Source organism: Halogeometricum sp. S1BR25-6 (assembly GCF_031624495.1).
GTDB classification, from domain to species: domain Archaea; phylum Halobacteriota; class Halobacteria; order Halobacteriales; family Haloferacaceae; genus Halogeometricum; species Halogeometricum salsisoli.
The window spans coordinates 244,122-269,086 of sequence record NZ_JAMQOP010000004.1 but is presented as its reverse complement, the minus strand read 5'-3'; the positions used below and the strand labels follow the sequence as shown (position 1 = coordinate 269,086).

Here is a 24,965-nt window from a genome sequence, read left to right as displayed (position 1 = left end):
CGCGACCGGGGCCGCGACGCACGTCGCCGGCCTCCGACTCCGGTCACGAACGCACGTCCCGTCTCACCGCTCGCTCTCACCGGAACGCGGCTACTTTTTTCCGTTACCGGGATTCGTCGCGATGTCGGCCCAGACGAGTCGGTGGTCCGAGGCTTCGTCGACGTCATCCAGGAGGCCGTCCTCCGTCGCGGCCTCGCTCGGCCAGACGACCGCCGAGTCTCGGAGCGAGAGGTCGGGAGACGGAAGGACGTAGTCGATGAGTTCGACGACTCCCTCCACGTCACCGCCGAAGCGTGTCGCCGTGGGAAGACCGTGCTGGAACCCGCCCGAACTCGTCGGGAGACGGTCGGTGTTGAAGTCGTCGTTGTCGACGAAGAACTTCTGTGCGGGTTGGAGCGGACGGGCGTCTCGGCCACGTCCCGGTCCCGCGTTCATGTCGCCCATCAGAACGTACGAGGCGTCGTCGTCGAGACCCCCGTGTACGCCGTCGTCGTCGTAGATGTAGTCCTCGCCGGCGACGTAATCCGCGAAGAACCGGACCTCGTCGTGGTTCCACTTCCCGTTGAAGTTGTTTACGCCGTCGAAACCGGGCGGCGTCGGGTGCGCGAACAGACCGTGGACCGTTCCCCCTTTGACCCGGAACGGGACGTCGACGTGCGTCTTCGAGGAGAGTCGGTAGACGTCGAGTTCGTCTTCGGTGAGGTAGAGCGCCGTCTCGTCGTCCGCGGGGTCCGTGACGACGCCTTCCTCGCCTTTCACCGGAATGAGGTTGTCGGGCATATCGGCCCACTCGAACGTCTGGAACGACCGTATCTCGGACTCCTCGATCGGGTACGTGCTCGCCACCGCGAACGCGTAGTGTCCGGGGAACTCACCGAATCCGAACGCGTCGCCGGGCCGCGCACCGGCCTCTCCGTCTTTGTTGAAGTCGTAGTCCTCATCGGGGAGGACGCCCGTGTTACTTGTCGGCTGATACGTGTGTTCGTAGTCGATGCCGTCGAGGTCGTCCCGTTGCGGGACGCTGAGATAGTTCTCGACGAATGCGTCGATGTTCGCCGTGTCGGTGTGTTCGCCCTCCTGCAGGTTGTTCGTGAGTTCGTTGACGACGAGCACGTCCGGTTGAGCTTCTTGCACGACTCGGGCGGCCGCTTCCGCCTGCTTGTCTCCCTGTTTTTGGACCTGCTCCGTCTCCAGTTCGATCACGTTGAAGGCCGCGTAGCGAACCCCACGTCGCCGATTCCGGTTCCGACTTCGATTCTCCGCTCGCTGTCGACCGCTGACAGTACCGGTCAACCCGGCGGCAGTCGCCGTGCCGCCTATCGTCTTGAGCAACGCTCGTCTCGTTTGGAATAGTGGCATCGACCGTGTTAATACAACGAACTCACATTAAAATCCCTACTATCTAATTTCGAGAATTTTTTGAATCCCACACCGAGGACGCATCACTCGACGATTCACGGGGGCGCTTCCGGTGACCCTCCGATGTTCGTGACTGGTGCGCGAAGAGGCCTCGCAGTCGGGTCGAACTACTCGTCGAGAAGTTCGCTCGCCGCCTCGCCCCGTTCCGCCGCGTCGATGTGCGAGTAGGCCGCTTTCGTCACGGAGAGACTGGAGTGCCGTAGAACGTCGGACGCCAGTCCTCGGTCTTTGCGGAACAGCGCGTCCCCAAGACCGCGACGAGCACCGTGTAGCTTCGGTGCCTCACCGTCGACGTCGACGCCGGCATCGTCGGCGATTCGCGCGAGGACCCGACGCGCGCCGTGAGTCGTGACCGCCGGCGGCGCGATTTCGTACTCGCGGAGGACCTCGTCGACGTCAGCGTCGTCGAGAAGCGCGTCGGCGTCGTCGCGCGCGTCGCGGACCGCCGCGTACTTCGACGGTGCGTGTCCGGTTGGAAACACCGGCCACTCGTCAGTCGGGGGATTCTGCACGCGTTTCCACTGCCGTACGGACTCGCGGGCCTGTTCGAGTACGGAGACATCCTCCCACGATTGCGATTTTCCCCACACGCGGAACGTCCACGAGTCCGTGTCTACCCGTTTCCAGGTGAGTCCTTGCCGACCCGAGCGGTCGTCGCCGCTCACGCGGAAGACCTCCGCCCCTCGGACGCCCGTGTACGCGAGGACGTGAACGAACGCGCGGTCTCGGACGCTCCGCATCGCGTCGAGACCGTCCGCTTCGATTGCTTCGTACGCGCGGTCGTTCGCGTACTCGACGAGCGTTCGACGAACCTCGGGGGTCCAGAACTGCTGCGTGCGGTCTTCGTCGTCGCGAGGCAGGGGTTCGCGAGCGCGCTCCGTGAGAGCCGGGTTTCGCGAGAGAACGCCGTCGCGGACGCAGTAGCCGAGAAAGCCGCTGACGACGTCGTAGTACATCCCTGCCGTCGACGCTTCGATGCCGTCGGCTCGGACGCGCTGATTGAGTCGGTCGGCGTACCGGCGAAGAATCTGCTCGCCATCGCTCTCGAAGGAGTCGAAGGTCTCGAGATCGCGGCGTCGGAGCCAGGTGGTGAACTGTTCGAGGACCGTCTCCGCGGTGTGACGGTACTGGTCTGAGTCCCCGCTGGCGCGGAGGTAGCGGTCGACAGCCTCCGAGACCTCTGAGTCGTCGACGGTCACGAAACTCTCCGTCGCGCTGGAATCGCATTTCGCGGGTCGTAGCCCCTGGATTTCGTCGGTACCATCGGATAGGATGAGGGTACAGCGTGGACCCCCTTAGTTCTACGTACGTGTAGTGACCTACACGTAAGTGAATACTCACGACCACGAGACACCACGGACAATTCTTCTACCTACTGGATTCCGTGGTTGAGCGTCTCAGATCAGACTAATAAACTTTATGATGATATACAGAAACACCCTCCATGGAGTTCGAGACTACGCTGCTTGCAGAGCGACTGTAGTGCGTGTCTTCTCTCGAATTGGGAAGAAGGGAAGATTCGATTACGGGGTCAGCCCGCAGTCCGATTCGGTGTTTTAGCTAATCGCGTCGAACACTCGTCGTCGAAACGGCACCGCCGTTCGCGGTCCATCGCGCATGCGTGATAGAGTTCAGTACAGCCCGCTGTTTCAACAGTGCCAGAGCCGTATTCGCCGTCGCTACCGGTGACCGGTTGTATCCACTCGTGAGCTTGAACCGTACCGGGAGCGTAACCGTCCTCCAAATCGAGTGCGGAAGATACGCGCATGCAGGCAGAAGAACCGCAGCACGAAGTTCTTCGAGCCCGAGTTGTTCGCGGAGTAGAGCCGCTGTTAGCGGTACTCAGTGAGTGCCATCTCGTAGTCCCGCCGAGGTCTTTGAAGGGAAAAGCGTCACCGACCTCGACCGCTGAAATCGAAGCAAATCGAGCGACGGAGTAGTATACGCCGAACCGGCCGAAGTGGTCCCAGACGCTACTTACTTGTCGTACGTATCGGGGACCAGCACCACTCCGTGGAGGTCGAACAGGTCGTCGACGACGTTGCTGATGCGGTCGAGGCTGGGCGAAACTGCCGTCGCAGGTAGATAGAAATTCGTATTCTCCTTCTCGCTAACGTCCGCGTTGAACTTGGTCAGTTCACTCATTGCAACTACTGCTTACGGCTGCCCCTCCTTAGCCGCTAGCGCGTACAACTACGGGGTATTTAGTATGAAAGAATTCGTATAATTGTTACTGATGGACCGATAAGCGGACGGCGGCTTCGGACAGCCGACCGGAGACGGGACGCCTCGATGGGGTGGCGGGAACGGGTTCTCCCGTTCACTCGTGGGTTACCCCGCACGAGGGTCCTAGGTTCGACCCCGTCACACGAGGTAACACACTGCTATGATATATATCGGTCGGTATATTCTACGCCCCATTCTCGTCGCCTTCTATTCCGCCCTGTTCGTTCGTAGCGCCCCTCCGCCGGGTATGGCTACTTCTTCGAATACCGCTCCGAAATCGCGAGGCACCCACTAATCGGCAACATTGTCTTCAATAGATGCGTTTAAGATACATGTATATATTCACATTAGTACTCATCGGAGCATGGATAGTAAGACACACACGCGCGCAAAAACCGAAGGCGTCGAGCCTGTAGGAGTGGTACGGGCGCGCGGGCGACCCTATCGACCGGAAAACGAACTATATCTATGTCAATAACAGCAAAGATCCACATCAGACATGACCGACTCGCGCTTGTTCCGACGCTTCGGTCCCTCGACGACGTAAAAATCAGAGTCATTTCTCAAGGAACGACCAATCCGGGAACGACCGTCTTTCCCTTCCTCGTCGAGTGCGACGACCGGGAGTCATTGGAGAGTGCGCTGGACGACGATCCGACGGTCGCGAGCTACAAACTCGTCGACTGGGACGACGGAAGCGGCATCTACTACATCGAACACGCCGAGGGAACGAAGCTGATCAGCGCCGTCGTGACGGACGTCAACGGCTTCTTGGCCCACACGGAGACGAAAGGAAACGGATGGCTCGTCCGGCTTCTCCTCCCCGACAAAGAGGCGCTCAACTCGGTGTGGCAGTACGCTCGCGAGAACGACATTTCGCTCGAGATCATAGAAATCTACGGAAACGAGAGCGCGGGAGGCGAAAGTTCGTACGGACTCACCCTCGAACAGCGGACCGCTCTCCAAACCGCCTACGAGAAGGGACACTTCCAGGAGCCGCGGGACATCTCGCTGACCGAAGTCGCCGAGGAGATGGGGTTATCGTCGACGGCGATGAGCGGCCGACTCCGACGCGGGATGCGAAACCTCATCGCCGCGACGATCGCTGAGCCGAAAGACGAAGAGTGAACGACCGCGCCCGGAGAACGGCTACACCACCGACCGACTACTCAACCTGCGCCGCCCCCGTCCACCCCGCTCACGACACACCGGAAGCGAACAGCGGTGCACCTACGTCCGAGACGGGCGGCAGTTCGTTCGCCACGTATCGGACTCCGCTCTCCGCGACTTGAAGACGGCGTCGACCGGCATCCTGTATCGACGGCCGACGGTGGCTGCGGACCCTCGCGGCGGTCACATCCCGACTGTGACCCGTTGTTCTCCGACCGAAGGACGCGCGGTGGGCATCTCCGCGTCGCTCTCTGGTCGTCCTCTCGGTCGATAACTCTCGGGCGCCCTGTTGGACGACCTACGACGGACGAGGGGCGGATTCGTCGGTATCTCCCGTCACCGTGTTCGGCTCGGAACTACCATCGAACGCCGTGGATTTTCCGGGAGGGGATATAAAGGATAGACGTGTTGAACACCGTCTTTTATCTAGGTTTACCCTGTTGGATTGAATGCTATGAGAGAGGATGCCGAACACCCGAACCATCCGGGTGTCGACCAGTCAGACCGCGTACTGCCCCGAAACCTCCGCCAGAGCGGAGACCCGGGAATCCAGATGCTCGTTTCGACCCGCGTGCGGAAGTCGCCGTTCTTCGACAAGTCGTTCAACGAAGAGGGCGCCTGGCGCTGCACGGTGTACAACCGAACGTACCACCCGCGCGGCCTCGTCGAACCCGAAGAGGGCGGCGCAATGGCCGAGTACGAAGCGCTGACCGAGAAGGTCACCCTGTGGGACGTCGCCGTCGAGCGCCAGATTCGCGTGAAGGGCCCGGACGCCGAAGCGCTCACCGACTACGTCATCACGCGTGACGCCACCGAAATTGACACGATGAAGGGCAAGTACGTCATCCTCTGCAACGAGGACGGCGGGGTCCTCAACGACCCGATCCTTCTCCGCGTCGAGGACGACGAGTTCTGGTTCTCCATTTCGGACTCCACGCTCATGCAGTGGCTGCAGGGCGTCAACGTCGGAATGGACTTCGACGTCGAGATCGACGAGATCGACGTCGCCCCGATGCAGATTCAGGGTCCGCTCTCCGAGGACGTGATGATCGACGTCGTCGGCGAGGAGGTCAGCGAGATTCCCTACTACGGTCTGATGGACGCCGAAATCAACGGCGCCGACGTGCTGGTGAGTCAGACTGGGTTCTCGGGCGAGAAAGGCTTCGAGATATACGTCAAAGACGCGATGGAGAACGCCGAACGCGTCTGGGACCCGGTGCTCGACACCGTCAAAGAGCACGGTGGGATGCAGATCGCTCCGGGTCACCACCGCCGAATCGCGGCCGGGATCCTCTCGTGGGGTCAGGACATGGACCACGAGACCTCGCCGTTCCAGGTGAACCTGGGGTACCAAGTTCCCGACGACAAGGAAGGCGACTACATCGGGAAGGAGGCGCTGGAGGAGCAGAAAGAACAGATCGAGAGCGGCGAGTACCCGTTCAACCTCAAGATGGTCGGTCTCAAGATGGCCGGCGAACCGATCCGCGACTACGCGCCGGACTTCTGGATCGTCTCCGACCCCGACACGGGCAACGAGTGCGGGTACATGACCTCGCCGTGGTGGAACCCCGAACTCGAGACGAACATCGGACTCGGGTTCGTTCCCGCGGAGAAACTCCAGAACGAGACCGGAGCGGAACTCAACGACGAAATCTACGAGGAGGACCTCGACATCGAGTTCGAGGTGCACCTCCCCGACGAGTACGCCGAAGACGGGGAAGACTCCGTCTACGCCACGGTCGCCGAGGTTCCGTTCAAGGAGTCCGTCAACCCGAGCGCCCGCGAACAGGCGAAACTCAGCGCGGCGCAGGAAGCCAGCGACGACTGATCGACCGAGGCGTCCGCGCCGCGTTCGGCGTCGGCACCGACGCCGACGTCGACCCATCGCCTTCAGCCGTCCATTCTCTTTTTTCCGACCGTGAGCCACGGGACTCGATCGCACTCGGTGCGCCTTAGCATACATTCCGATCAGCGGGAAACGACATCGGAAAATCGGCGTCGCTCTCGCTTGGCACATCTTCGTCGAGCGTGGCCCAGTCACCAGATATGGGAGGCGGCTTCGCGATCGTCGACCTGACGGACGTATCGAAGACGTCGTTTCAGACCTGCAAGACCGGTTCTGTTGAAATCCTCCGTCACTGATCGTTTGCTGAGGCTCCACTGAATGGAGAGCGCGAATGCAGCACGTTACCTCTTTCCGTTATCAGATTCACCCGAATACTCGTTATACAGCTCTGGAGTGAAAATGTTACCACTTCACAATGACGGGCACTCTCTATTAGGTCGAAGCCCAGGGAGGTAACTGACCAATGGCAACACAACAACAGGACAACGCTGACGCCTTGCGTGAGGGGTACAAAGCATTCAACGAACGGGATTTCGAGGCAGTGATGGAACTCTTCGATGAAACGATCGAGTGGATCGAACCTGAAGGATCGCGCTATCGCGGCACCTATCACGGCCCCGAAGCGGTTGGAAGCATGTTCGAACGCCTCCTTTCAGATATTGCTGATTTTGCGGTTGAACCTGACCGAATCCTCCAGGCTGGACAGACAGTCGTTGCGCTCGGTCACCACCGAGGAACAGCCGTCAAGGCGGGCGAGACCCTTACTGTGCCGTTTGCACACGTGTGGGACATGGAAGATGGCCGTGTCACGCGAGTCCAGCATTACACCGATACAGCACAGTTCGAACAGGCTCTCACCGAGTAAGGTCGAGAGCCACTGTGGTCGTCCTCTTTTTATTGCCTCGGTGACCACCGGTTCGATCGTTGCAGTACACTCGCGTATCTCCTGTGCGGTATACATCTCCTTTCAAGTGCGCTTTTCTATCTGTTCGCAACGCTCTTTGTTTTCCAAGACTCCACGATACCGGCGTTATTTCAGTTCTCAGAATCCGTCGGTCTCGGTGCCAATTCGCACCTGCTACTCTCGTACCTTCTCGGTATCCTTGTCAGCTGTGCGTTCGTCTTTCGAGGTGGAATTGAGTATTCGGTTCTCGCTTCGGTCGATAGGAGCCACCTGCTCTGCTGTATGCATCCTCTGTCTGTTCCGTGCGTGTTCGGCAGCTTCAGCAGGATTTGCGTGTGACTCTCTAAGCGAGTCACCTCTTAGTACCCTGGCTCGATACGCTCAACGAGTCCGTCAAAATCTGTGTCGAAGCTCAGCACAGCATCGATACCACGCGAGTCACACAGAGTGACTATTGTCGCGTCAGTGAAGCTGAGGTCGTGATCGTCGTATCGACGAAACGTTTCTAGCGATGTCCGAACGTCGTCCGGTTCGACGTGAAGCATCTCGAAGACATGAGGGAAGGAGTCTTCTCCGAGAATACGACTAGCGACGATGTCCGCAGCCTTGAACGACCCTGTTCGGGCGCGTGTGAAGGTCACGGTCTCGTCGAAAACGTAGTCGTTCGTGTACGGCTGTCCGTGTTCCCCATCAAGCAACTCCTCGAACGCACTGACGGCTTGATCGTGCCGGTCAGCATCCGTATCGTGGTGCGCAAAGAACACGCCAGTATCGACGAAGACACTCATCCGTACAGCATGTCGTCGATGTCTTCTTCGCTCGTCGAGACTCCGGACGAGACCATCCCATCGTGGAACTTCTCGCGCTCGGACTCGGCGAGGGGAACACGTTCCTCTCGGAACGAATCGATGAGATCCGCTTTGGACTCGATGGCCTGTTCGACGAACCGTGCCAAGATTTCCTGTTGTGTCACTCGTCTTCCTACCTTCAGCCGAATCTCGGCCTGCAACCGTTCGAGCCGAGACTTAGTGTCGTCGTCCATCTTCACCGACTGGTCATGCTCTTTAGTAGAGCATACTACTGGGTGAAGTTTGCCACCGGACCACTGGCACAACCAAAGTTTGCTGAACTCATCCTCTCTATTTCGTACGCAACTTCTGTCTGCATATGAGGTTTTAAGCAGAGCTGCGAGACCGATATGAAAAATCTCAGGCGCCCCCTCGGCGCGACCAAGGTGCGCACCAATCAAGTGTTCGTCAACCCCGGCGAGATGAACACACCGGCGAGTCGACGCAGATATGGCTCGCACTCGGCGCACCGCCGGTGGGCTCCGTCGAGGAGTTCGGCGCCTACGTGGTCGACGACCCGGACGGCGAGAACGACTCCGGTAGCGCGGACGAAACCCGTTGAGGCGGCCGGCGTCCTGAGAGACGTTCCCACGACCGACTCTCCGGCGTTCAGTCGTACAGCGGATGCCGCGCGGCCAGGTCGTCGACGCGGTCGCTCACGTCGGCGACGACGTCCTCCGTCGGCGACTCGACGAGTTCGGCGACGAGATCGGCCACTTCCCGGGAGGCGTCCTCGTCGAACCCGCGGGTCGTCAGGGCCGGCGTCCCCGCCCGGATTCCCGACGGGTTGAACGCCGACCGCGTCTCTCCGGGAACGGTGTTCGCGTTCAGGACGACCCCCGCCTCCTCCAGCGCGGATTCGACCTCCTTCCCCGTCGTGTCGGGGTGTGACGGTCGGAGGTCGACGAGTACGAGGTGGTTGTCGGTGCCGCCGGAGACCAGGCTGAGCCCGTGTTCCTGCAGTCGCTCGCCGAACGCTTGCGCGTTGTCGACGGTCTGTCGAGCGTACCGCTCGAACGCCGGATCCAGCGCCTCGCCGAATCCGACGGCCTTGCCGGCGACGTTGTGCATCGCCGGCCCTCCCTGGGTACCGGGGAAGACTGCGCTGTCGATGTCGTCGGCGTGCTCGTCGCCGCACATGATGATGCCGCCCCGGCCGGAACGGATGGTCTTGTGCGTCGACCCCGTCACGAAGTCAGCGACGCCCACCGGGGACTCGTGCACGCCCGCGGCGACCAATCCGGTGATGTGCGCGATGTCCGCGAGGTGGTACGCTCCGACGGCGTCGGCGGTCGTCTGGACCCGCTCGAAGTCGACTTCGCGGGGGTACGCGGAGTAGCCCGAGACGATCACGTCCGGGTCGAACGACTCGGCTATCTCCCGAAGCCCCTCGTAGTCGACGTATCCCGTCTCGGGGTCGACCTCGTACTGCTCGACGTCGTACACCTGCCCGGCGAAGTTCGCCGGGTGGCCGTGACTCAGGTGGCCGCCGTGCGTGAGGTCGAGCGAGAGAATCTTGTCGCCCGGGTCGAGCATCGCCAGGTAGACGGCCATGTTCGCCTGCGACCCCGAGTGGGGCTGGACGTTGACGTGCTCGGCGCCCCACAACTCCTTCGCGCGGTCGATCGCCAACTGCTCGATTTCGTCGGCGACCTCGCAGCCGCCGTAGTAGCGTTCGCCCGGATACCCCTCGGCGTAGTTGTTGGTCAGCTCGGAGCTTTGGGCCTCCATGACGGCTTCGGAGACGTGGTTCTCGCTGGCGATCATCGCCAGCGTGTCGTTCTGTCTGGCTCGCTCTCCTTCGAGCAGTTCCGCGGCGGTCGAATCCGTCTCGCGGACGGTGTCGTACGACATGTACAGGTCTCGGAACCGCCGCCTAATAGTCTACACGCAGACATGAAATGACGGACGAGCAACTGATCGTGTTTGAACCGCGCGAACGAGAATGAAAGCGCGTTCCTCGAAAGCGGCTCTCGACTCGCGGCGCGGCGGCGCGAGCAGCGCTACCGTTCGAGGCGTTCGAGCCGCCAGGACTCGAGGTCCGCCGTCTGGTTGAACGCGTAGATGTGGACGCCGCGGATGTCGTACGCCTCGTTGGCGACGTAGGGTGCGAGGCCGTCGATAAGCTTGTCCGGCTTGTACGTCCCTCGGGAACCGATGAGTTGGCGGATGAATCCGAGGATACCGGTCGTTTTCTTCAGGAACTGGATCGAGTCGCCGACGCCGACCTTCTGTGAGATTTCGAGCAGGCGCTGGTACTTCATCACGCCCGGGATGCCGACCTCGACCGGGAGGTCGACCCCGCGGTCGCGCACGTCCGAGATCCACTCGAGCACCGTCTCCGGGTCGTAGCAGAGTTGCGTGACGATGTAGGTCGCGTAGGGTTCCTTCCGCACCATCGACTCTCGGAGCGTCTCGTCGTCCAGGAAGGCGTGACCCTCGGGGTAGCCCGTGATGCCGACCTCCTCGAACTCGTACTCGGTCCTATCGAGCGCCGTGAGGAGGTCGTACGCCGACTCGAACTCGCCGGCCGGTTCCTCGCGGTCGCCGCCGGGAACGAAGATGTCCGTGATGCCCGCCTCGGTGAGTCGGCGGGCGATCTCCTCCAGATGCTCTTGGCCTTCCACGTAGCGGGCGGCGATGTGCGGAACGACCTCGTATCCCCGTTCGGCCGCCATCTCGGTCTTCTCGACGGTACGGTCGATGCCGAGTTGTGGCGACGTCGTGATGGCAATCGTCGCCCCGTCCGGGAGGTGAGCTATCTCCTCGTCGAAGCTCTCGAACGGCATGAGTTCGTAGCGGGTGTTCCCGAGGAGGAGTTCAACGTTGTCGACGTCGTCGACCGTTTTCGACTCGGATTTCAAGGACATTGCTTGTGCCAAAGATTCGTGTGGAATCACTTCCCTTTGCGGGTGACTCACAGCACCCATTTAAGTAGTAGCGACGGACCCGAGCGGTCGTCCGAGTTCGGGTCGTCGCTTGCGCTGGCCACGGCCGAGGCCGGTTCGGGGCCGACGGCCGGCCTACGCGCTCCCCGTGCTCCGGCGGATCTGTTCGGCGACGTCTTCGTGTGATATCTCTTGTTTCCGCCCCGCCGGGAGTCGTCTGGGGACGAAGTCGAGTAGGTTCAGCTGCCGCAGGAGTTCCCGTGCGTCCTCCTGTTCGAGGTCGAGCCGCCGCGCGAACCCGTACAGAGTCACCGAGACGGTGACTGCGTCGACGACGTCCGGAATCTGAACTCGGTTCGGCAGTCCGATACCGTCGGTGACGAGTTTCTCCGCGCCGACCGCGTCGGGGGACGGTTCGGGCGTCGTCTCGGGCGAGGAATCACCCTCCGACTCCCGTCGCTCGTCGGGGTCCGCCTCCGGCGAGTCGGCATCCGCGCCGTGTACCGCGGACGGGCCGGCGTCGGGTTTCGGGGCGTCCCGCTCGTCGGTATCGGATTTTCGGAGCCGGGGCTTCCCGCTCTCCGACTCCCGGGTTCGGGGGGTCGTGTCGTAGGAGGTCGGAGAGTGGACGCCGGCCTCGATCATGTAGCGTCTGACGGTCTCCGAAGTGACGTCCATCTCGATCAGCCGAGTCATCTCCGTGAACGTCTCACAGCGTTCGTAGAGCCGCTCCAAATACTCGACGTCCTCGCACGGGAGGACCGACTCGTCCCGAATCGCCGCGAGTTCCTCGGCGACGGACGGCGACGGCGTCGGGTCGTCCCCGGTGCACCCGGCCGCCTCGGTTCGGTCTTCTTCCGTCTCGTCGTCGTCGAACGCCTCGACACCGCTCTCGACTGTCTCCTCGGCGCCGTCCGAACTCTCCTCGGACGTCACCCGAGTCTCGTCTGCATCTGCGTCCGTATCGATGTCGGCGTCGTCCGCCGCGGTCGCCTCAGAAGCGCCGGTCAGCGGCTCGATAACGACTCCGACGGTGAGAACGAGTTCGCCGTCGTCGGTGCTCGACGCCTCCCGAACCTCGGCGTCGACGGACATCTCGGTGTGTTCCGCGACGTCCGTGAGATTCGACGCGGAGAACGAAACCTCAACGTCACCCTCGTCGTTGACCGACGCCGATTCGGCGACGAGCGTCGGCTTCCGTCCGCTTTCCGAACCAGGAACGGCGACCGAAACGGTAATCGTCGCCCGAACCGCTCGGTTGTCGTCCGTCGTCGTCGTCTCGACTGCCCGTACCGACCCCCCGTCTGACTCGTACCGCTCGACGATTCGAGAGAGGAGGTCGAAGCAGGTTCCGAGTGACATGTGTTGATAGACCGTAACACACTCTCAAGCATAATCGTACGTGGGGAATAGCGCACCCTTTTAACAGCCCGTTCTGAGAGGACCGCTCATCGCTCGCTGCGGGAGCGAATCAGCACTGCTCGCGGAACCGAGGACGACTCCTAAGCAGGCCGTTCCGCGCTAATCCGCACGCTCCAGCCGACGCTACGTCCATCAAAAACTAACCACGAACCGAAAAAACTAAAACTGTCCGGATTCGTCGTCTCGAAACTTCGAACCATCGGACGACGAACGACTGACGGCGTCTGGAACGCGCCCGAGGGAGTCCCGAGGATAGCCCGCTCGGAGCGTACCTCGAACCCGATCAAAACGTTCGCGAGTCGGGACGCCGAGCGCCGAAACGCGAACGACCGCGCTAATCCGCTAAACGACAGTAAAAATAACGATAGATAATCGGATTCCACGATCACATCCGAAGAAGACGGGTTCAGACGCGACGCGAGGAACGCGAGGATTCGTTCTCGGACGCTCGAAATCCGGGCGAGTACTGGTTAGCTTCACTTCTGCGAACCGAAACTCGACCGGAGACGGATGCGGTGAGCGTCCGCAGAGTCCGGTCTGTTCGGCCCCGTCGATGCCTCCCGCTCCGCGGACCACGAACCGCTCTCCGAGAACCGTCGCCCTCCAGCGCGGAGAGGTCGTCAGCCGTCCGTGCCGCGTATCGTGCGACGCGTCCTGACCGCGGCGGCGTTCTCCGCGACGTCGTGAACGCGGACGACGTCCGCTCCTCGCTCGGCCGCTACCGTCGTGGTCGCTATCGTGGGTGGGAGCCGCTCGGCGGAACTGCAGTCGACGCGTTCGAACATGGACTTGCGCGAGTGGCCGACCAGGATGGGACACCCGAGAGCGCGTAGCTCCCCTAACCGATCGACCAACTCGAAACACTCCGCGGCGGACTTCCCGAAGCCGAGGCCGGGGTCCACGACGATCTGATCGCGACTCAGCCCCGCCTTCTCGGCGAGCAACACCCGTTCGTTGAGCTCTCGGGTTACGTCTTCGACGACGTCGTCGTACGTTACCGTGTGATTCGGATCCACCGGAGCGTCCGCGCTGTGCGCGATAACGATCGGCACGTCGTGATCGGCGGCGACGAAGCGCATGTTCGGGTCCGCCAACCCGGAGACGTCGTTGATCACGTCCGCGCCCGCATCCAAGGCGGCGTCTGCGACGGCGGCCCGCCTCGTATCGACGGAGATTGGCACCGCAACGTCGGAGATGCGTTCGATAACCGGGACGACGCGTTCGATCTCCGCTTCGACCGTAACCGGCTCGGCCCCGGGTCGAGTGCTCTCGCCGCCGACGTCGACGACGTCTGCGCCCGCGGCGACCATCTCGCGGACTCGCCGTACGGCGTCCTCGACCTGCTCGTACCGACCGCCGTCGTGGAAGCTGTCCGGGGTCACGTTCAGAACGCCCATGACTGCCGTGTCGGCGCCCCACGGGCGCCGGTTCCGGTCGGTCGTATCTCCGCCGTCGACGATGTCTCTGAACCGGTCAGACGTGTGTGAAAGCCCCGTATCACCGCGACGCACTTCGTCGGCCAGACGCTCGTACTGTGCGGCGGTTCCGGACAGGACGGCGGGGACGTGCCTGCCGGGAGAATCGGTCTCCGGCAGGACGCACGTTCCGCCGATTCGTTGCATCAGACGCTGTAAGTACTCCGCCTGTCCGTCGTACAGCCAGGTCTTGAACGCGTGCGTGGTAACGTCTCCGGCGAACTCCTCGTCGACGGACGACTCTGCGAGAACGGAGCGTGCGGCGTCGAGCGTATCTACCCGCTTCGGAATCTGAAGCCGCGTCCAGCGGTTGCGAGCTTCGGCGACGACGTACAGCGAACCCGTAATCAGCACGCAGTCGTCCTCGCTCGCCGCGTCGAGTGCCCGCTCGACGGCCGTTTGGACCGCGCCGTCCCGCGCGATGTCGGTCGAACGCGACGCGAACGCGTCCGAGAGTGCGTCGAAGGAGGCGGCCCGACTGACCTCCGGCCGGCAGAGTCGAATCGCGTCGGCCTCGGGGAGTGCGTCCGCCATCTCCGCGTGGTCCTTGTCCGTCATAGCCCCGAAGACGAGGTGCGTCTCGTCGAACTCGTACCGGTCGAGGAGGTCTGCGACAGTTCGGCACGCGGCCGGGTTGTGGGCGCCGTCCAGAATCACGAGCGGCTCGGTGGACAGTATCTCGAATCGACCCGGCCAGTGGGCGCCGCGGAGACCGCGTTCGATAGCCGGCGTCCCGGCGTCCGATACCCGTCGGGCGAGCGTCGCCGCGACCCCGGCGTTCGTCGCCTGGTGTTCCCCCGGCAACGGGAGGTTCGCGGCGACGTCCCAGTCCGGGCCGACGATAGAGACGGACGTTTCGATGCGCGAGGGCATCTCCCCCTCTTGAGCGACGACGTCGGCCTCGGTCCCGCCCACCGTGACGACATCGGTTTCCGCCCGGATCGCTTCGAGCGCTTCGCCGCCCGCACTCGTCACGAGTCGTTTCCCGTCGGGTGCGACCTGCGCTTTGTCCCGCGCGATTTCTTGGACGGTCTCGCCGAGAATGTCGGTGTGCTCCAAACTCACGTTCGTGACCGCACTCGCCACCGGGTCGACCACGCTCGTCGCGTCGTACCGACCCCCGATACCGACCTCCAGCACCGCCACGTCGACGTCTTCGGCCCCGAAGTACTGGAGTGCGAGCACGGTGAGCACCTCGAAGTAAGTCGGACAGTCGTCTTCGTCGCGCAGACGGGAGATACACGGTTCGATCTCCTCGACGAACGACCCGACGTGGTCTTTCGGCACTTTCCGCCCGTTGACCCGGACGCGTTCGCGGAAGTCGTTCAGGTCCGGGGACGTGTAGAGTCCGACGTCGAGACCCGCCTCTCGCAGTATCCGTTCGAGCATCACCGCCGTGCTCCCTTTCCCGTTCGACCCCGCTATCTGGACGTGGTCGACGTGCTCGTGAGGGTCGCCGAGAGCGGACAGCATCCTGGCGGTCGTCTCCGTTCCGAGTTTCGGCCGGGAGCGGTCCAAGCTCTCCAAGTAGTCGACCGCCTCGTGGTAGTCCATACCACGTAGGGATGCCGTGCCTGTATTAATTTATTGCCGCACCCGTACCGGGCGAAACCACCTCGAAACGCCCGCGACCACGCTCCTCGTCGACACGCGGGTGCCCACGAGTGCTCCGAGATGGAGCCGTATCGTCTTCGACTGTCCCACCGTCCGCCGAACACGTACGCGACCGGGCGCAAATCGGTTCGGACGGCGTCGTACTGGCGTGTCCTCTATAGTAGCGTCTGCAACTGTCCACTCATCCGACCGCGCGCTGACGTGCGGCCAAGTGAGTGATGACTTGCAGACGCTACTACAGGCACCGCTTCGGAGCGTTCGTCGCACGCCCGGCGTCCGGAGCGTGTCAATTCCGTCACGTGATGTGCTACGAAACACAACGTATTCCGGTGCTAGCAGGAGAAACAAGGTTAATGACCGGAGACCCAGAAATGCGATGTGAATGCTCGACATAGAAACTCGGAGGTCCGCTTCGGCGGACGACGACCCGTCGCTCGGTGAGCAGACGGACGCTCTCTCCGACAGATCGACGCGTCGAACGAAGAACGGAACGGACGGCGGCGGTCGGAGGAGGGACCCGGTATGAGCCGCGATTGGACCGAGATAACCGTCATCGGGGAGGACGACACCGGCCTCATCGCCGAGGTGACCTCCTTCCTGTTCAAGCGCAACGTCAACATCCTCGACATCAACCAGGCCGTCCGAGACGGGACGTTCCGGATGATGATGCAGGTCGATACGTCGGAGATGGTCACGGCTCGATCGAAGTTCCGAGAGGACCTCGAGGGCCTCGGCGACGACTTCGGCGTCGACATGCAGATCGAGTTCCCGTCCGACAGTCAGAGCCGGTCTATCGCCGTGCTCGTCACCAAGGAGAGTCACTGCCTCGAAGTTCTGCTCGAAGCCGAGGCCAACGGCGACCTCGGCGCGGACATCGAGGTGGTCATCGGAAACCACGACCACCTCCAACCGCTCGCGGCGGAGTACGACGTTCCCTTCCACGACGTCGGCGACGAGAAGGGGACTCCCGACGAAGAGAGACTGCTGGACCTGCTCGGCGAGTACGGCGTCGACCTGATCGCGCTGGCGCGCTTCATCCGCATCCTCTCGCCCGAGGTCGTCTTCCGCTACGAGAGCCAGATCATCAACGTTCACCCGAGTCTGCTCCCCGCGTTCCCCGGCGCCGCCGCGTACAGGCAGGCTCTCGAAGAGGGTGCCCGTATCGCCGGTGTCACCGCCCACTACGTGACGACGGACCTCGACCAAGGACCCATCATCACGCAGCGTGCGTTCAACATCCCGCCGGACGCCACGGAGGAAGACATGAAACGGCTCGGGCAACCGCTCGAAGCCGAGGCGCTCCTCGAGGCGATTCAACTCCACCTCAACGACGAACTCTCCGTGCAGTTCGGTCGGACGAAGTTGGAAAACCCCGAAGAGAGCGATGCGCAACTCGGCGCTCCCGAGGAACTCAACCAGATTATCCCCGAGCGACCGACGGACGGATTCGACAAGACGTCCATCGACCTGGACGAGACGGCCACTGCGGACGACTGATTCGCTGTCCCGAAAGACCGCTCGTGGGTTCGCTCGCGGCGACGGTGAGCGCTCTTCTCGCGTTCTCTGCTTCGGCTTCTTCTTCGAGCGTGACTCCGTCGTGCGTCTCTCGGTCACCTCACGATACTCACAGGTAGTCGACGACGGGGACGCCGGCCGACGACTTTGTAGCCGGTGCCGGAGACGGTCATCCGTCCGACCGACGCGGCCGTCGTAGGTGACCTCGGACTCGCTTAGTTCGGAGTTGGCGAACTCGAACGATACGACCGGCCGGTGAGATGCCCGCGCGCGACGCGAACGAAAGCTCGCACTCTCGAAGGAGGCACGACGATACCGCTGCCCGCGGGAGCTATCTCTCCGTTCGTGCTCGCGACTGAGTTGCGACCGCCGCCGTGTCAAAATATCACGAATCCGTTAATTTATGTTTGAGATGTTCGTGAGGTTGCGAAAATGGGCAATTTTTGGGATAGCGGGCTTCTAAAGACCGATTCGGGACGAGCGTTTCGGAGGTCACCGGTGTATTTAACACACTGACGGCAAGAATCGGCTGTAACAGAGATGAATTCCACGGACCTTCCCGATCAGTCGACGACTGTCGTAATCGGCGCCGGCGCAGTTGGATGTAGCGTCGCGTACCACCTCACCGAACTCGGGGCCGAAGACGTCACCGTCATTGACCAAGGCCCGCTTCCCGTCACCGGCGGGTCGTCGGTTCACGCGCCGGGGATCATGTTCAAGACGTCGCCGTCGAAGGTACAGACGAAGGCTGCCCACTACACCAGTCAGTTTCTCTCGGACATCGGCACGTACGACGAGGTCGGCGGCATCGAGACCGCGCGCAGCGAGGAACGCATGGACTTCCTCGAACGCCGCTTCGAGTGGGCGACCTCCTACGGACTGCCCGACCCCGAACTCCTCTCGCCCGAAGAGGTCGGCGAGCGTCTCCCGTTGGTGAACGAGGAGGAGATTCTCGGCGGCTACTACTCGCCGACGGACGGTCGCGTCGACGGTATCGAGACGCTCCAGTGGTACATCGAGAACACGCCCGCGAACTTCGTCGGCGACACCGAAGTGGTAGACCTCGACGTGTCGAACGGCGAGATAACGTCGGTCCTCACCGACAAAGGGCGGATCGACTGCGACCGCTGCGTCATCGCGACGAACAACTGGGGGTACCAGACCGGCCAACTCGCCGGACTCGACCTCCCCATCGCGCCGGTCGAACACCAGTACGTCGTCACCGAACCGATGGAAGAGTTGTCCGGCGCCGACTCGGCCGTCGGCGACAACACGGCCGGCCTCGACATCCCCGGCGACCGCTCCATCCAGGAGTACATGAGCGAGGGACCCAACCGACCCGTCGGCCGCGACCAGGACCACTCGCTGTACTTCCGAACCCACGGCGACGCGCTCGGTATGGGGTCGTACAACCACGAGGCGTTGTCGGTCGACCCCGAGGAGATGGGTCGAAACAGCGAGGACCGTCAAGCGTCGGTCCGCGGCTTCACCAAGAAGCACTGGGAACGTCCGACGCACCCCGGCCGCGACAAGTCCGCCAAGCAGGCGTTCGACGAACTCCTGCCGGCCAGCGCGGACCAGGAGTACGCCGTCACCGAGAACGGCATCTTCGTGTTCACGCCCGACGGCATGCCGGCGGTCGGTCCGACGGCGCAGGTCGACGGCCTGTGGACCGCGCTGGCCATCTGGTGGACCCACTCGGCCGGCTACGGCCGCATCGTCGCCGAGTGGATGGAGAACGGCGTTCCGCGCCTTCCCTCCGGACCGGTCGACTCCGGCGGCATCCACGTCCGGCGCTTCGAGCCGCACGCCGGCGAGAAGGACTTCTTCGTCGACCGCGGCGCCAAGCGCTACGAGCAGGTGTACAGCATCGTCGAACCGCGCTGGCAGCCCGACGACCACCGCGGACTGCGGACCAGTCCGTTCTACGAACAACAGCGCGACCTCGGTGCCGAGTTCGTTCAGAGCGGCGGCTGGGAGAGCGCCCAGTACTACGAGTCCAACGCCGACCTCGTCGACCGGTACGAAGACCAGATTCCGGAGCAGGACGGCTGGCAGGGGGTGAACCGTTCGCCCATCCAGGGAGCCGAACACCTCCACACGCGCGAGCACGTGTCGATGTTCGACATGACGACGTTCAGCTCGATTATGGTGTCGGGCGAGGGGAGCGGCGAGTTCCTCCAACGGGTGTGTAGCAACGACATGGACATCGAGGAGGGGAAGGTGCGCTACTCGCTCCTCTTGAACGAGGGCGGCGGCATCCTCGCGGACGTCACCGTCGTCCGACTCGGCGACGACGAGTACATGGTGACGACCGGCGGCGGCAACTCCCCGCGCATCCACGGGTCGTGGCTCGAAGAGCACGCCCCTGACACCGTCTCCGTCCACGTCGAGGAGGGCGCGAAGTCCACCATCGGTCTCTGGGGTCCGAAGTCCCGCCTCCTGCTCCAGCGCTGTACCGACGCCGACGTCACGAACGAGGGCTTCCCGTACTTCAGTGCGAAGCAGATGTACGTCGGCGACGTGCCGGTCATCGCCCTGCGCGTCTCGTACGTCGGCGAACTCGGCTGGGAACTGTGGACGCCCAGCGAGTACGGCCGGCGCCTCTGGGAGACGCTGTGGGAGGCCGGTCAGGACCTCGACGTGCGGCCGATGGGCGGCGGCGCCCTCGAATCGATGCGCCTCGAGAAGGGATTCCGCCTCTGGGGGACCGACATCGACACCGACTCCAACCCGTTCGAGGCCGGCCTCCCGTTCGCCGTCGATATGGACACTGACTTCGTCGGCAAGGACGCGCTCGAAGCCGCGAAGGAGGAGGGAATCGACTCCCGAATCACCCCCCTCACGCTCGACGATTCGACCGACATCGCCCTGAGCGGGCGGCCGGTGCTGAAGGACGGCGAGGCCATCGGCTACGTTCAGGCCGGCGACTACGGCTACACGATCGGAGAGTCTATCGCGTACACGTACGTCCCGAGTCAGTACGCCGAGGCCGGAACGGACGTGCAGATCCGGTGCGAGGGAGAACTGTACGACGCGACCGTGCGCGAGGAACCGCTGTTCGACCCCGGCCGGGAGAAGATCATCCGGTAGCGCAACCGGTCGTATCCCACCGATTCGGGACGATACCGCCACTCACGACTGACCCACACTCACGAACGATTCATCCCCACCTCACCTACTACTCATGACCGACGACGACACGGACGGGCTTTCTGTCCGGTACGCAGACATCGAACAGGCGCGCGAACGACTCGACGACGAGACGGTGGTAAAGCACACGCCGGTCGAGCGGAGCACGTCGCTCGGCGGATTCGTCGACGCGGAGGTCTACCTGAAGATGGAGCACCTCCAGTGGACGGGTTCGTTCAAGACCAGAGGGGCGTACAACAAGATCAGCCAGGACGTCGAGCGCGGCGTCGATAGCTTCGTCGCGGCGAGCGCCGGCAACCACGCGCAGGGCGTCGCGCTGGCGGCGACGAAGTGCGGGGCCGACTCGACGATATACATGCCGGAGAACGCCCCGCAGACGAAGGTCGATGCGACGCGCGACTACGGCGCCACAGTCGAACTGGTCGGCAAGGACTTCCAAGAGACCATGTCGCGGGCGCAGTCGGCCGTCGAAGGGACGGACGCGGAGTTCGTCCACGCCTACGACGATACGGACATCATCGCCGGGCAGGGAACGCTGGGCGCCGAGATGTACCACGACTGCCCCGACATCGACACGGTGGTCGTCCCCATCGGCGGCGGCGGACTCATCTCGGGCATCTCGACGGCGATCAAACACCTCTCCCCGGAGACGCGCGTCGTCGGCGTGCAGGCGACCGGGGCGGAGACGGTCCACAAGAGCCTGGACAAGGGAATCCCGGTGACGCTCGACGAAGTCGACACCATCGCGGACGGCATCGCGACCGGCGGTATCTCGCGAACGACGCTCGATATCATCCAGCGCAACGTGGACGAGGTGGTCACCGTCTCGGACACCGAAATCGCCCGCGCCATCCTCGTGCTCCTCGAACGGGCCAAGCAGGTCGTCGAGGGGGCGGGCGCCGCGTCGGTCGCGGCGCTCCTGAGCGACGAACTGGACGTGAGCGGCGAGACGGTGATGCCGCTGCTCTGCGGCGGGAATCTCGACATGACGCAGTTACAGACGGTGTTGGTCCATGCGCTCACGGAGCGGCGACAGCTCCTCCAGCTCAGGGTGCATATCGACGACCAACCCGGGAAGATGCAGGAGATATCCGGCTGTATCGCCGCTCACGGGGCGAACATCCGCAACGTCCGCCACGACCGGTCCATCCAGGACCTCGAAGTCGGCGAGGCATACCTCGTGTTCGACGTCGAAACCAACGGCGAGCAGCACGCGGCGTCCATCATCGATTCGCTCGAAGAGGCCGGCTACCCCGTCGACGACGTGACGAAAGCCCGGTAAGGAACTCCTCGACGAGCGTTACGTCACCGCGGCCGAACGCGACGTCGGATGCGGGACGGACGTACGATGCGAACAGATGGCGACGAGACGGTCGACCACACCGAGGCGGACGGGACGAACGCGGCCGTAATCGAGTCGACGTACTCCGAAGCGTCGGCTCGCTTCTCTCGGGGCGCGGCAGACCCGGCGGTCCGTAGCGTCCGACCGCGCCCGTCGTTCCATCGCCGATGTCGTGCGACGACCGAACCGGGACGAGGAGAGGTCGTCCCGCTCCGTTTTTCATCCACAACCAGACACTATCACGAACAGTACGTGAAGGTTTATGCCTCTCCGTTCGTTCTCCAAGCGTGAGGTTGTGTATCATGCGACAGCACGGCCAGACGAGACGCTGGGCGACTCGACAGCGGCAACTCCGAGGATGACCAACATGAAACAAAGCGACCGACTGCACCGTGCTCGACCGGCGAGCCACCGGGAGGAATCACATGCCAGACGATGAGCAGACGACGGGGGAGATGTCCGAGGGGTTGCAAGTAGAACTGTTCCACCCGGACTCCGACCGAGCCCCCGGCGACACCAACATCGAAAAGTTCGGATTCGACGTTCATCCGGTCGTCTTCCCGGTTTCGCTGGCGATCATCGTCGCGTTCGTCGCGGCGACCATCGTCCTCGGAGACCAGGCGGCCGAGATCTACGGCGCGGTGTTCACGTTCATCAACACGAACTTCGGCTGGTTCTATATCATCGCGGTGAACCTGTTCATCATCACCATCCTCTACTTCGCCTTCAGTAAGTATGGAACCATCCGCATCGGCGGGGTCAAGGCTGAAAAGGAGTTCAGCGACTTCTCGTGGATGGCGATGCTGTTCAGCGCCGGGATGGGAATCGGGTTGATGTTCTACAGCGTCGCCGAACCGATGTGGCACTTCGGCAGCGGCGCCTCCGAGTTCATGGCCGTCCCGCCCGCGTTCACCGCGGAGGGCGGGACGTCCGCCGCCGCCATCGCCGCGATGGCTCAGACGTTCTTCCACTGGGGGTTCCACCCCTGGGCCATCTACGGCCTGGTCGGACTCGGACTCGCTTTCTTCTCGTTCAACCGCGGCCTGCCGCTGACGTTCCGCTCGATCTTCTGGCCGCTGCTCGGAGAGCGCATCTACGGATGGCCGGGTCACATCATCGATCTGGTGACCGTGTTCGCGACGCTGTTCGGCCTCTCGACCTCGCTCGGACTGGGGGTCACGCAGGTCAACACGGGGCTCTCGTACGTCGGAGGGGACATCCTCGGTCTCGTGAGCGTTCCGACGGGAGCGATCCCGCAGGTGGTCCTCATCGCCTTCATCACGGCGATCGCAACGCTTTCGGTCGCGGCCGGGTTGGAAGGCGGGGTCAGACGGTTGAGCACGGTGAACCTCTACTTGATGTTCACCATGCTCGCGTTCCTCTTCGTCGTCGGACCGACGCTGTACATCCTCGGAGTGCTCTCGGGAGGGATCGGTACCTTCCTCGACAATCTGTTCCAGTTGAGCTTCTTCACCGGCATCGTCGGCGGGGGTGCGGAACTCGGCGGGTACTCCGTTCAGGGATGGATGGGGAGTTGGACCGTTTTCTACTGGGGCTGGTGGATCGCGTGGTCGCCGTTCGTCGGGATGTTCATCGCGCGCATCTCGAAGGGCCGCACCGTCAGGGAGTTCGTCCTGGGCGTGCTGTTCCTCCCCGCGCTGTTCTCGTTCGTCTGGCTAGCCACCTTCGGCGGCTCCGCGCTGTGGCTCGAACTCGCCGGAGGCGGAGGCGTCGCGACTTCCGTTGCCGAGCAGGGACAGGCCACCGCGATGTTCGCCATGTTGAACCAGTTCCCGCTGGGCGCCATCTCCGGACTGCTGGCGACGCTGCTCGTCATCACGTTCTTCGTCACCTCCTCGGACTCGGGGTCGCTGGTCATCGACCACCTGACCTCCGGCGGGAAGCACGACGTGCCGAAAGTTCAGCGCATCTTCTGGGCTGTCACCGAGGGTGCCGTCGCGGCCAGCCTGCTCATCGGAGGTGGACTGGACGCACTGCAGACCGCCGTCATCACGACGGGGCTTCCGTTCGCGGTCATCCTCGTCCTGATGTGTTACACGGTGTACCTCGGGTTGGACAACGAGTACGAGATCCTCCGCTCCGAGCAGTTCGCCGACCGGATCGACCACCTGACCGCCGAAGGGGACGTCGACGTCGTCACCAACGACAGCGAACTCGTTACCGAGGTCAGGGGTTCCGACGCGGAAGGAAGCGACTGAACCCATTCTTCCCCGTCAGCGTCTCCGGCGCTATAGTAGTGTTCGCAACTGATTACTCATCCGACCGTACGGTGTTGTGCGGTCGAGTGAGTGAAGACTTGCGAACGCTACTATAGTTCGGACTGACGCCGTCACGTTCCGTTCTTCCGTCGTCAACCCGGTCTAGAATAGGAATCGCACGTCGTTCAGAACGCGCCGGGCGCCCAGTCGCTGTCTCGGACCGACTCGCGGAATCGCTCGCGGTCCGCCGACGACAGTTCACCGACCGATTCGTGCGTCGTCGTCGCCGTCGCCGTCTCGACGCCCCGCATCGCCTCGCACATGTGCGTCGCAGTGACCTCGACCACGACGCCCTCGGCCTCGAGTTCCTCGGCCAGACCGGTCGCGACACCGCTCGTCAGCGCTTCCTGCGTGGTGAGACGCCGCGACCGCCACCGAACGTAGCGGACGAGTTTCGAGAGTCCGACCATCGACTCCCCGGGTTTGTACGCGACGTGTGCGGCTCCGTAGAAGGGGAGCAGGTGGTGCTCGCACATGCTGTACAGCGGGATTCCCGTCTTGATGACGAGGCCGTCGGTCTCCGCCTCGAAGGTGCGCATGGTCGGCTTCGCCGCCTCGCGTCGGCCCTCGGTGAGCGTCTCGAACATCGCCGGCACGCGGCGCGTCCACGTGTCGGAGACGCCGCGCGCGTCGGGGTCGCGGCCGACCGCCTCAAGCAGCAGTCGCGCGCCCTCGCGCGCTTTCTCGTGGTCGAACCCCTCCGCTTCGGTTGACCCGGTCACCTCGGCCGTCCCGGCGGCCTCGGTCGTCGGAGCCGCCCCATCCGACTCGGTTACGCCGGTCGGAACAGTCGACGGCGTCCCATCTCCGGCGTCGTAGCCGCGGTCACGCTGCTTGTCATGCGAATCCATTACTCCGTCTTAG

At 63.1% G+C, this 24,965-nt stretch carries 17 protein-coding genes; 7 read left to right on the top strand and 10 right to left on the bottom strand.

Features of this window, described 5'->3' with window-relative positions; all coding sequences use genetic code 11:
* Nucleotides 1-90: 90 nt before the first annotated feature.
* From NDI76_RS18545 to NDI76_RS18535, 3 genes are all read right to left on the bottom strand, one after another.
* Complete coding sequence (locus NDI76_RS18545) at nt 91-1,203, bottom strand: endonuclease/exonuclease/phosphatase family protein (RefSeq protein ID WP_310925655.1); 1,113 nt, start codon at nt 1,201-1,203, stop codon at nt 91-93.
* A 323-nt stretch (nt 1,204-1,526) separates the two neighbouring features.
* Nucleotides 1,527-2,618, bottom strand: coding sequence for a tyrosine-type recombinase/integrase (locus NDI76_RS18540; protein ID WP_310925654.1), 1,092 nt, complete (start codon nt 2,616-2,618; stop codon nt 1,527-1,529).
* Between the two features lie 778 nt (nt 2,619-3,396).
* Nucleotides 3,397-3,564, bottom strand: coding sequence for a hypothetical protein (locus NDI76_RS18535; RefSeq protein WP_310925653.1), 168 nt, complete (start codon nt 3,562-3,564; stop codon nt 3,397-3,399).
* 549 nt (nt 3,565-4,113) lie between these two features.
* On the opposite strand from NDI76_RS18535, the gene NDI76_RS18530 reads away from it, so the two are divergent.
* The 3 genes from NDI76_RS18530 to NDI76_RS18520 all read left to right on the top strand — a co-directional run bounded on the left by NDI76_RS18530 (nt 4,114) and on the right by NDI76_RS18520 (nt 7,526).
* Entirely contained in the window at nt 4,114-4,773 is a 660-nt protein-coding gene (locus tag NDI76_RS18530) for a helix-turn-helix domain-containing protein (RefSeq protein WP_310925652.1), read from the top strand.
* A gap of 496 nt (nt 4,774-5,269) precedes the next feature.
* Nucleotides 5,270-6,643, top strand: coding sequence for an aminomethyltransferase family protein (locus NDI76_RS18525; RefSeq protein WP_310925651.1), 1,374 nt, complete (start codon nt 5,270-5,272; stop codon nt 6,641-6,643).
* A gap of 481 nt (nt 6,644-7,124) precedes the next feature.
* A complete protein-coding gene (locus tag NDI76_RS18520) occupies nt 7,125-7,526 on the top strand; it encodes a nuclear transport factor 2 family protein (protein WP_310925650.1) in 402 nt (133 codons plus the stop codon).
* A 398-nt stretch (nt 7,527-7,924) separates the two neighbouring features.
* Here NDI76_RS18520 and NDI76_RS18515 read toward each other — a convergent pair whose 3' ends face one another.
* The 6 genes from NDI76_RS18515 to folP all read right to left on the bottom strand — a co-directional run bounded on the left by NDI76_RS18515 (nt 7,925) and on the right by folP (nt 15,752).
* On the bottom strand, nt 7,925-8,353 hold the full coding sequence (locus NDI76_RS18515; RefSeq protein ID WP_310925649.1) for a type II toxin-antitoxin system VapC family toxin: 429 nt from the start codon (nt 8,351-8,353) through the stop codon (nt 7,925-7,927).
* Complete coding sequence (locus tag NDI76_RS18510; protein WP_310925648.1) at nt 8,350-8,607, bottom strand: hypothetical protein; 258 nt, start codon at nt 8,605-8,607, stop codon at nt 8,350-8,352. The genes NDI76_RS18515 and NDI76_RS18510 overlap by 4 nt, the downstream gene beginning before the upstream one ends.
* 415 nt (nt 8,608-9,022) lie before the next feature.
* Nucleotides 9,023-10,267: a serine hydroxymethyltransferase gene (gene glyA, locus NDI76_RS18505; RefSeq protein WP_310925647.1), complete on the bottom strand. Its 1,245-nt coding sequence runs from the start codon at nt 10,265-10,267 to the stop codon at nt 9,023-9,025.
* Between the two features lie 149 nt (nt 10,268-10,416).
* Nucleotides 10,417-11,283, bottom strand: a complete 867-nt coding sequence (locus NDI76_RS18500) for a methylenetetrahydrofolate reductase (RefSeq protein WP_310925646.1) — start codon at nt 11,281-11,283, stop codon at nt 10,417-10,419.
* Nucleotides 11,284-11,436: 153 nt separating this feature from the next.
* Entirely contained in the window at nt 11,437-12,663 is a 1,227-nt protein-coding gene (locus NDI76_RS18495; protein ID WP_310925645.1) for a DUF8073 domain-containing protein, read from the bottom strand.
* A gap of 680 nt (nt 12,664-13,343) precedes the next feature.
* Entirely contained in the window at nt 13,344-15,752 is a 2,409-nt protein-coding gene (gene folP / locus NDI76_RS18490; protein ID WP_310925644.1) for a dihydropteroate synthase, read from the bottom strand.
* A gap of 582 nt (nt 15,753-16,334) precedes the next feature.
* Between folP and NDI76_RS18485 the strand changes: the two genes are divergently transcribed.
* From NDI76_RS18485 to NDI76_RS18470, 4 genes are all read left to right on the top strand, one after another.
* On the top strand, nt 16,335-17,309 hold the full coding sequence (locus NDI76_RS18485) for a formyltetrahydrofolate deformylase (protein ID WP_310925643.1): 975 nt from the start codon (nt 16,335-16,337) through the stop codon (nt 17,307-17,309).
* A gap of 558 nt (nt 17,310-17,867) precedes the next feature.
* Nucleotides 17,868-20,420, top strand: a complete 2,553-nt coding sequence (locus NDI76_RS18480; protein ID WP_310925642.1) for a GcvT family protein — start codon at nt 17,868-17,870, stop codon at nt 20,418-20,420.
* A gap of 94 nt (nt 20,421-20,514) precedes the next feature.
* On the top strand, nt 20,515-21,762 hold the full coding sequence (ilvA, locus tag NDI76_RS18475) for a threonine ammonia-lyase (RefSeq protein ID WP_310925641.1): 1,248 nt from the start codon (nt 20,515-20,517) through the stop codon (nt 21,760-21,762).
* A 485-nt stretch (nt 21,763-22,247) separates the two neighbouring features.
* Nucleotides 22,248-24,041: a BCCT family transporter gene (locus NDI76_RS18470; RefSeq protein WP_310925640.1), complete on the top strand. Its 1,794-nt coding sequence runs from the start codon at nt 22,248-22,250 to the stop codon at nt 24,039-24,041.
* Nucleotides 24,042-24,226: 185 nt separating this feature from the next.
* On the opposite strand, the gene folE is transcribed toward NDI76_RS18470, so the two are convergent.
* Nucleotides 24,227-24,952 carry a GTP cyclohydrolase I gene (gene folE / locus NDI76_RS18465; protein ID WP_310925638.1) on the bottom strand — a complete coding sequence of 242 codons (726 nt, stop codon included), beginning with the start codon at nt 24,950-24,952 and terminating at the stop codon, nt 24,227-24,229.
* Between the last annotated feature and the right edge of the window lie 13 nt (nt 24,953-24,965).

Bases quoted from the DNA above. Each gene is read 5' to 3' on its own strand.
- NDI76_RS18535 (WP_310925653.1), bottom strand. From the start codon at position 3,564: ATGAGTGAACTGACCAAGTTCAACGCGGACGTTAGCGAGAAGGAGAAT.
- NDI76_RS18530 (WP_310925652.1), top strand. From the start codon at position 4,114: ATGTCAATAACAGCAAAGATCCACATCAGACATGACCGACTCGCGCTT.
- NDI76_RS18525 (WP_310925651.1), top strand. From the start codon at position 5,270: ATGAGAGAGGATGCCGAACACCCGAACCATCCGGGTGTCGACCAGTCA.
- NDI76_RS18520 (WP_310925650.1), top strand. From the start codon at position 7,125: ATGGCAACACAACAACAGGACAACGCTGACGCCTTGCGTGAGGGGTAC.
- NDI76_RS18515 (WP_310925649.1), bottom strand. From the start codon at position 8,353: ATGAGTGTCTTCGTCGATACTGGCGTGTTCTTTGCGCACCACGATACG.
- NDI76_RS18510 (WP_310925648.1), bottom strand. From the start codon at position 8,607: ATGGACGACGACACTAAGTCTCGGCTCGAACGGTTGCAGGCCGAGATT.
- glyA (WP_310925647.1), bottom strand. From the start codon at position 10,267: ATGTCGTACGACACCGTCCGCGAGACGGATTCGACCGCCGCGGAACTG.
- NDI76_RS18500 (WP_310925646.1), bottom strand. From the start codon at position 11,283: ATGTCCTTGAAATCCGAGTCGAAAACGGTCGACGACGTCGACAACGTT.
- NDI76_RS18495 (WP_310925645.1), bottom strand. From the start codon at position 12,663: ATGTCACTCGGAACCTGCTTCGACCTCCTCTCTCGAATCGTCGAGCGG.
- folP (WP_310925644.1), bottom strand. From the start codon at position 15,752: ATGGACTACCACGAGGCGGTCGACTACTTGGAGAGCTTGGACCGCTCC.
- NDI76_RS18485 (WP_310925643.1), top strand. From the start codon at position 16,335: ATGAGCCGCGATTGGACCGAGATAACCGTCATCGGGGAGGACGACACC.
- NDI76_RS18480 (WP_310925642.1), top strand. From the start codon at position 17,868: ATGAATTCCACGGACCTTCCCGATCAGTCGACGACTGTCGTAATCGGC.
- ilvA (WP_310925641.1), top strand. From the start codon at position 20,515: ATGACCGACGACGACACGGACGGGCTTTCTGTCCGGTACGCAGACATC.
- NDI76_RS18470 (WP_310925640.1), top strand. From the start codon at position 22,248: ATGCCAGACGATGAGCAGACGACGGGGGAGATGTCCGAGGGGTTGCAA.
- folE (WP_310925638.1), bottom strand. From the start codon at position 24,952: ATGGATTCGCATGACAAGCAGCGTGACCGCGGCTACGACGCCGGAGAT.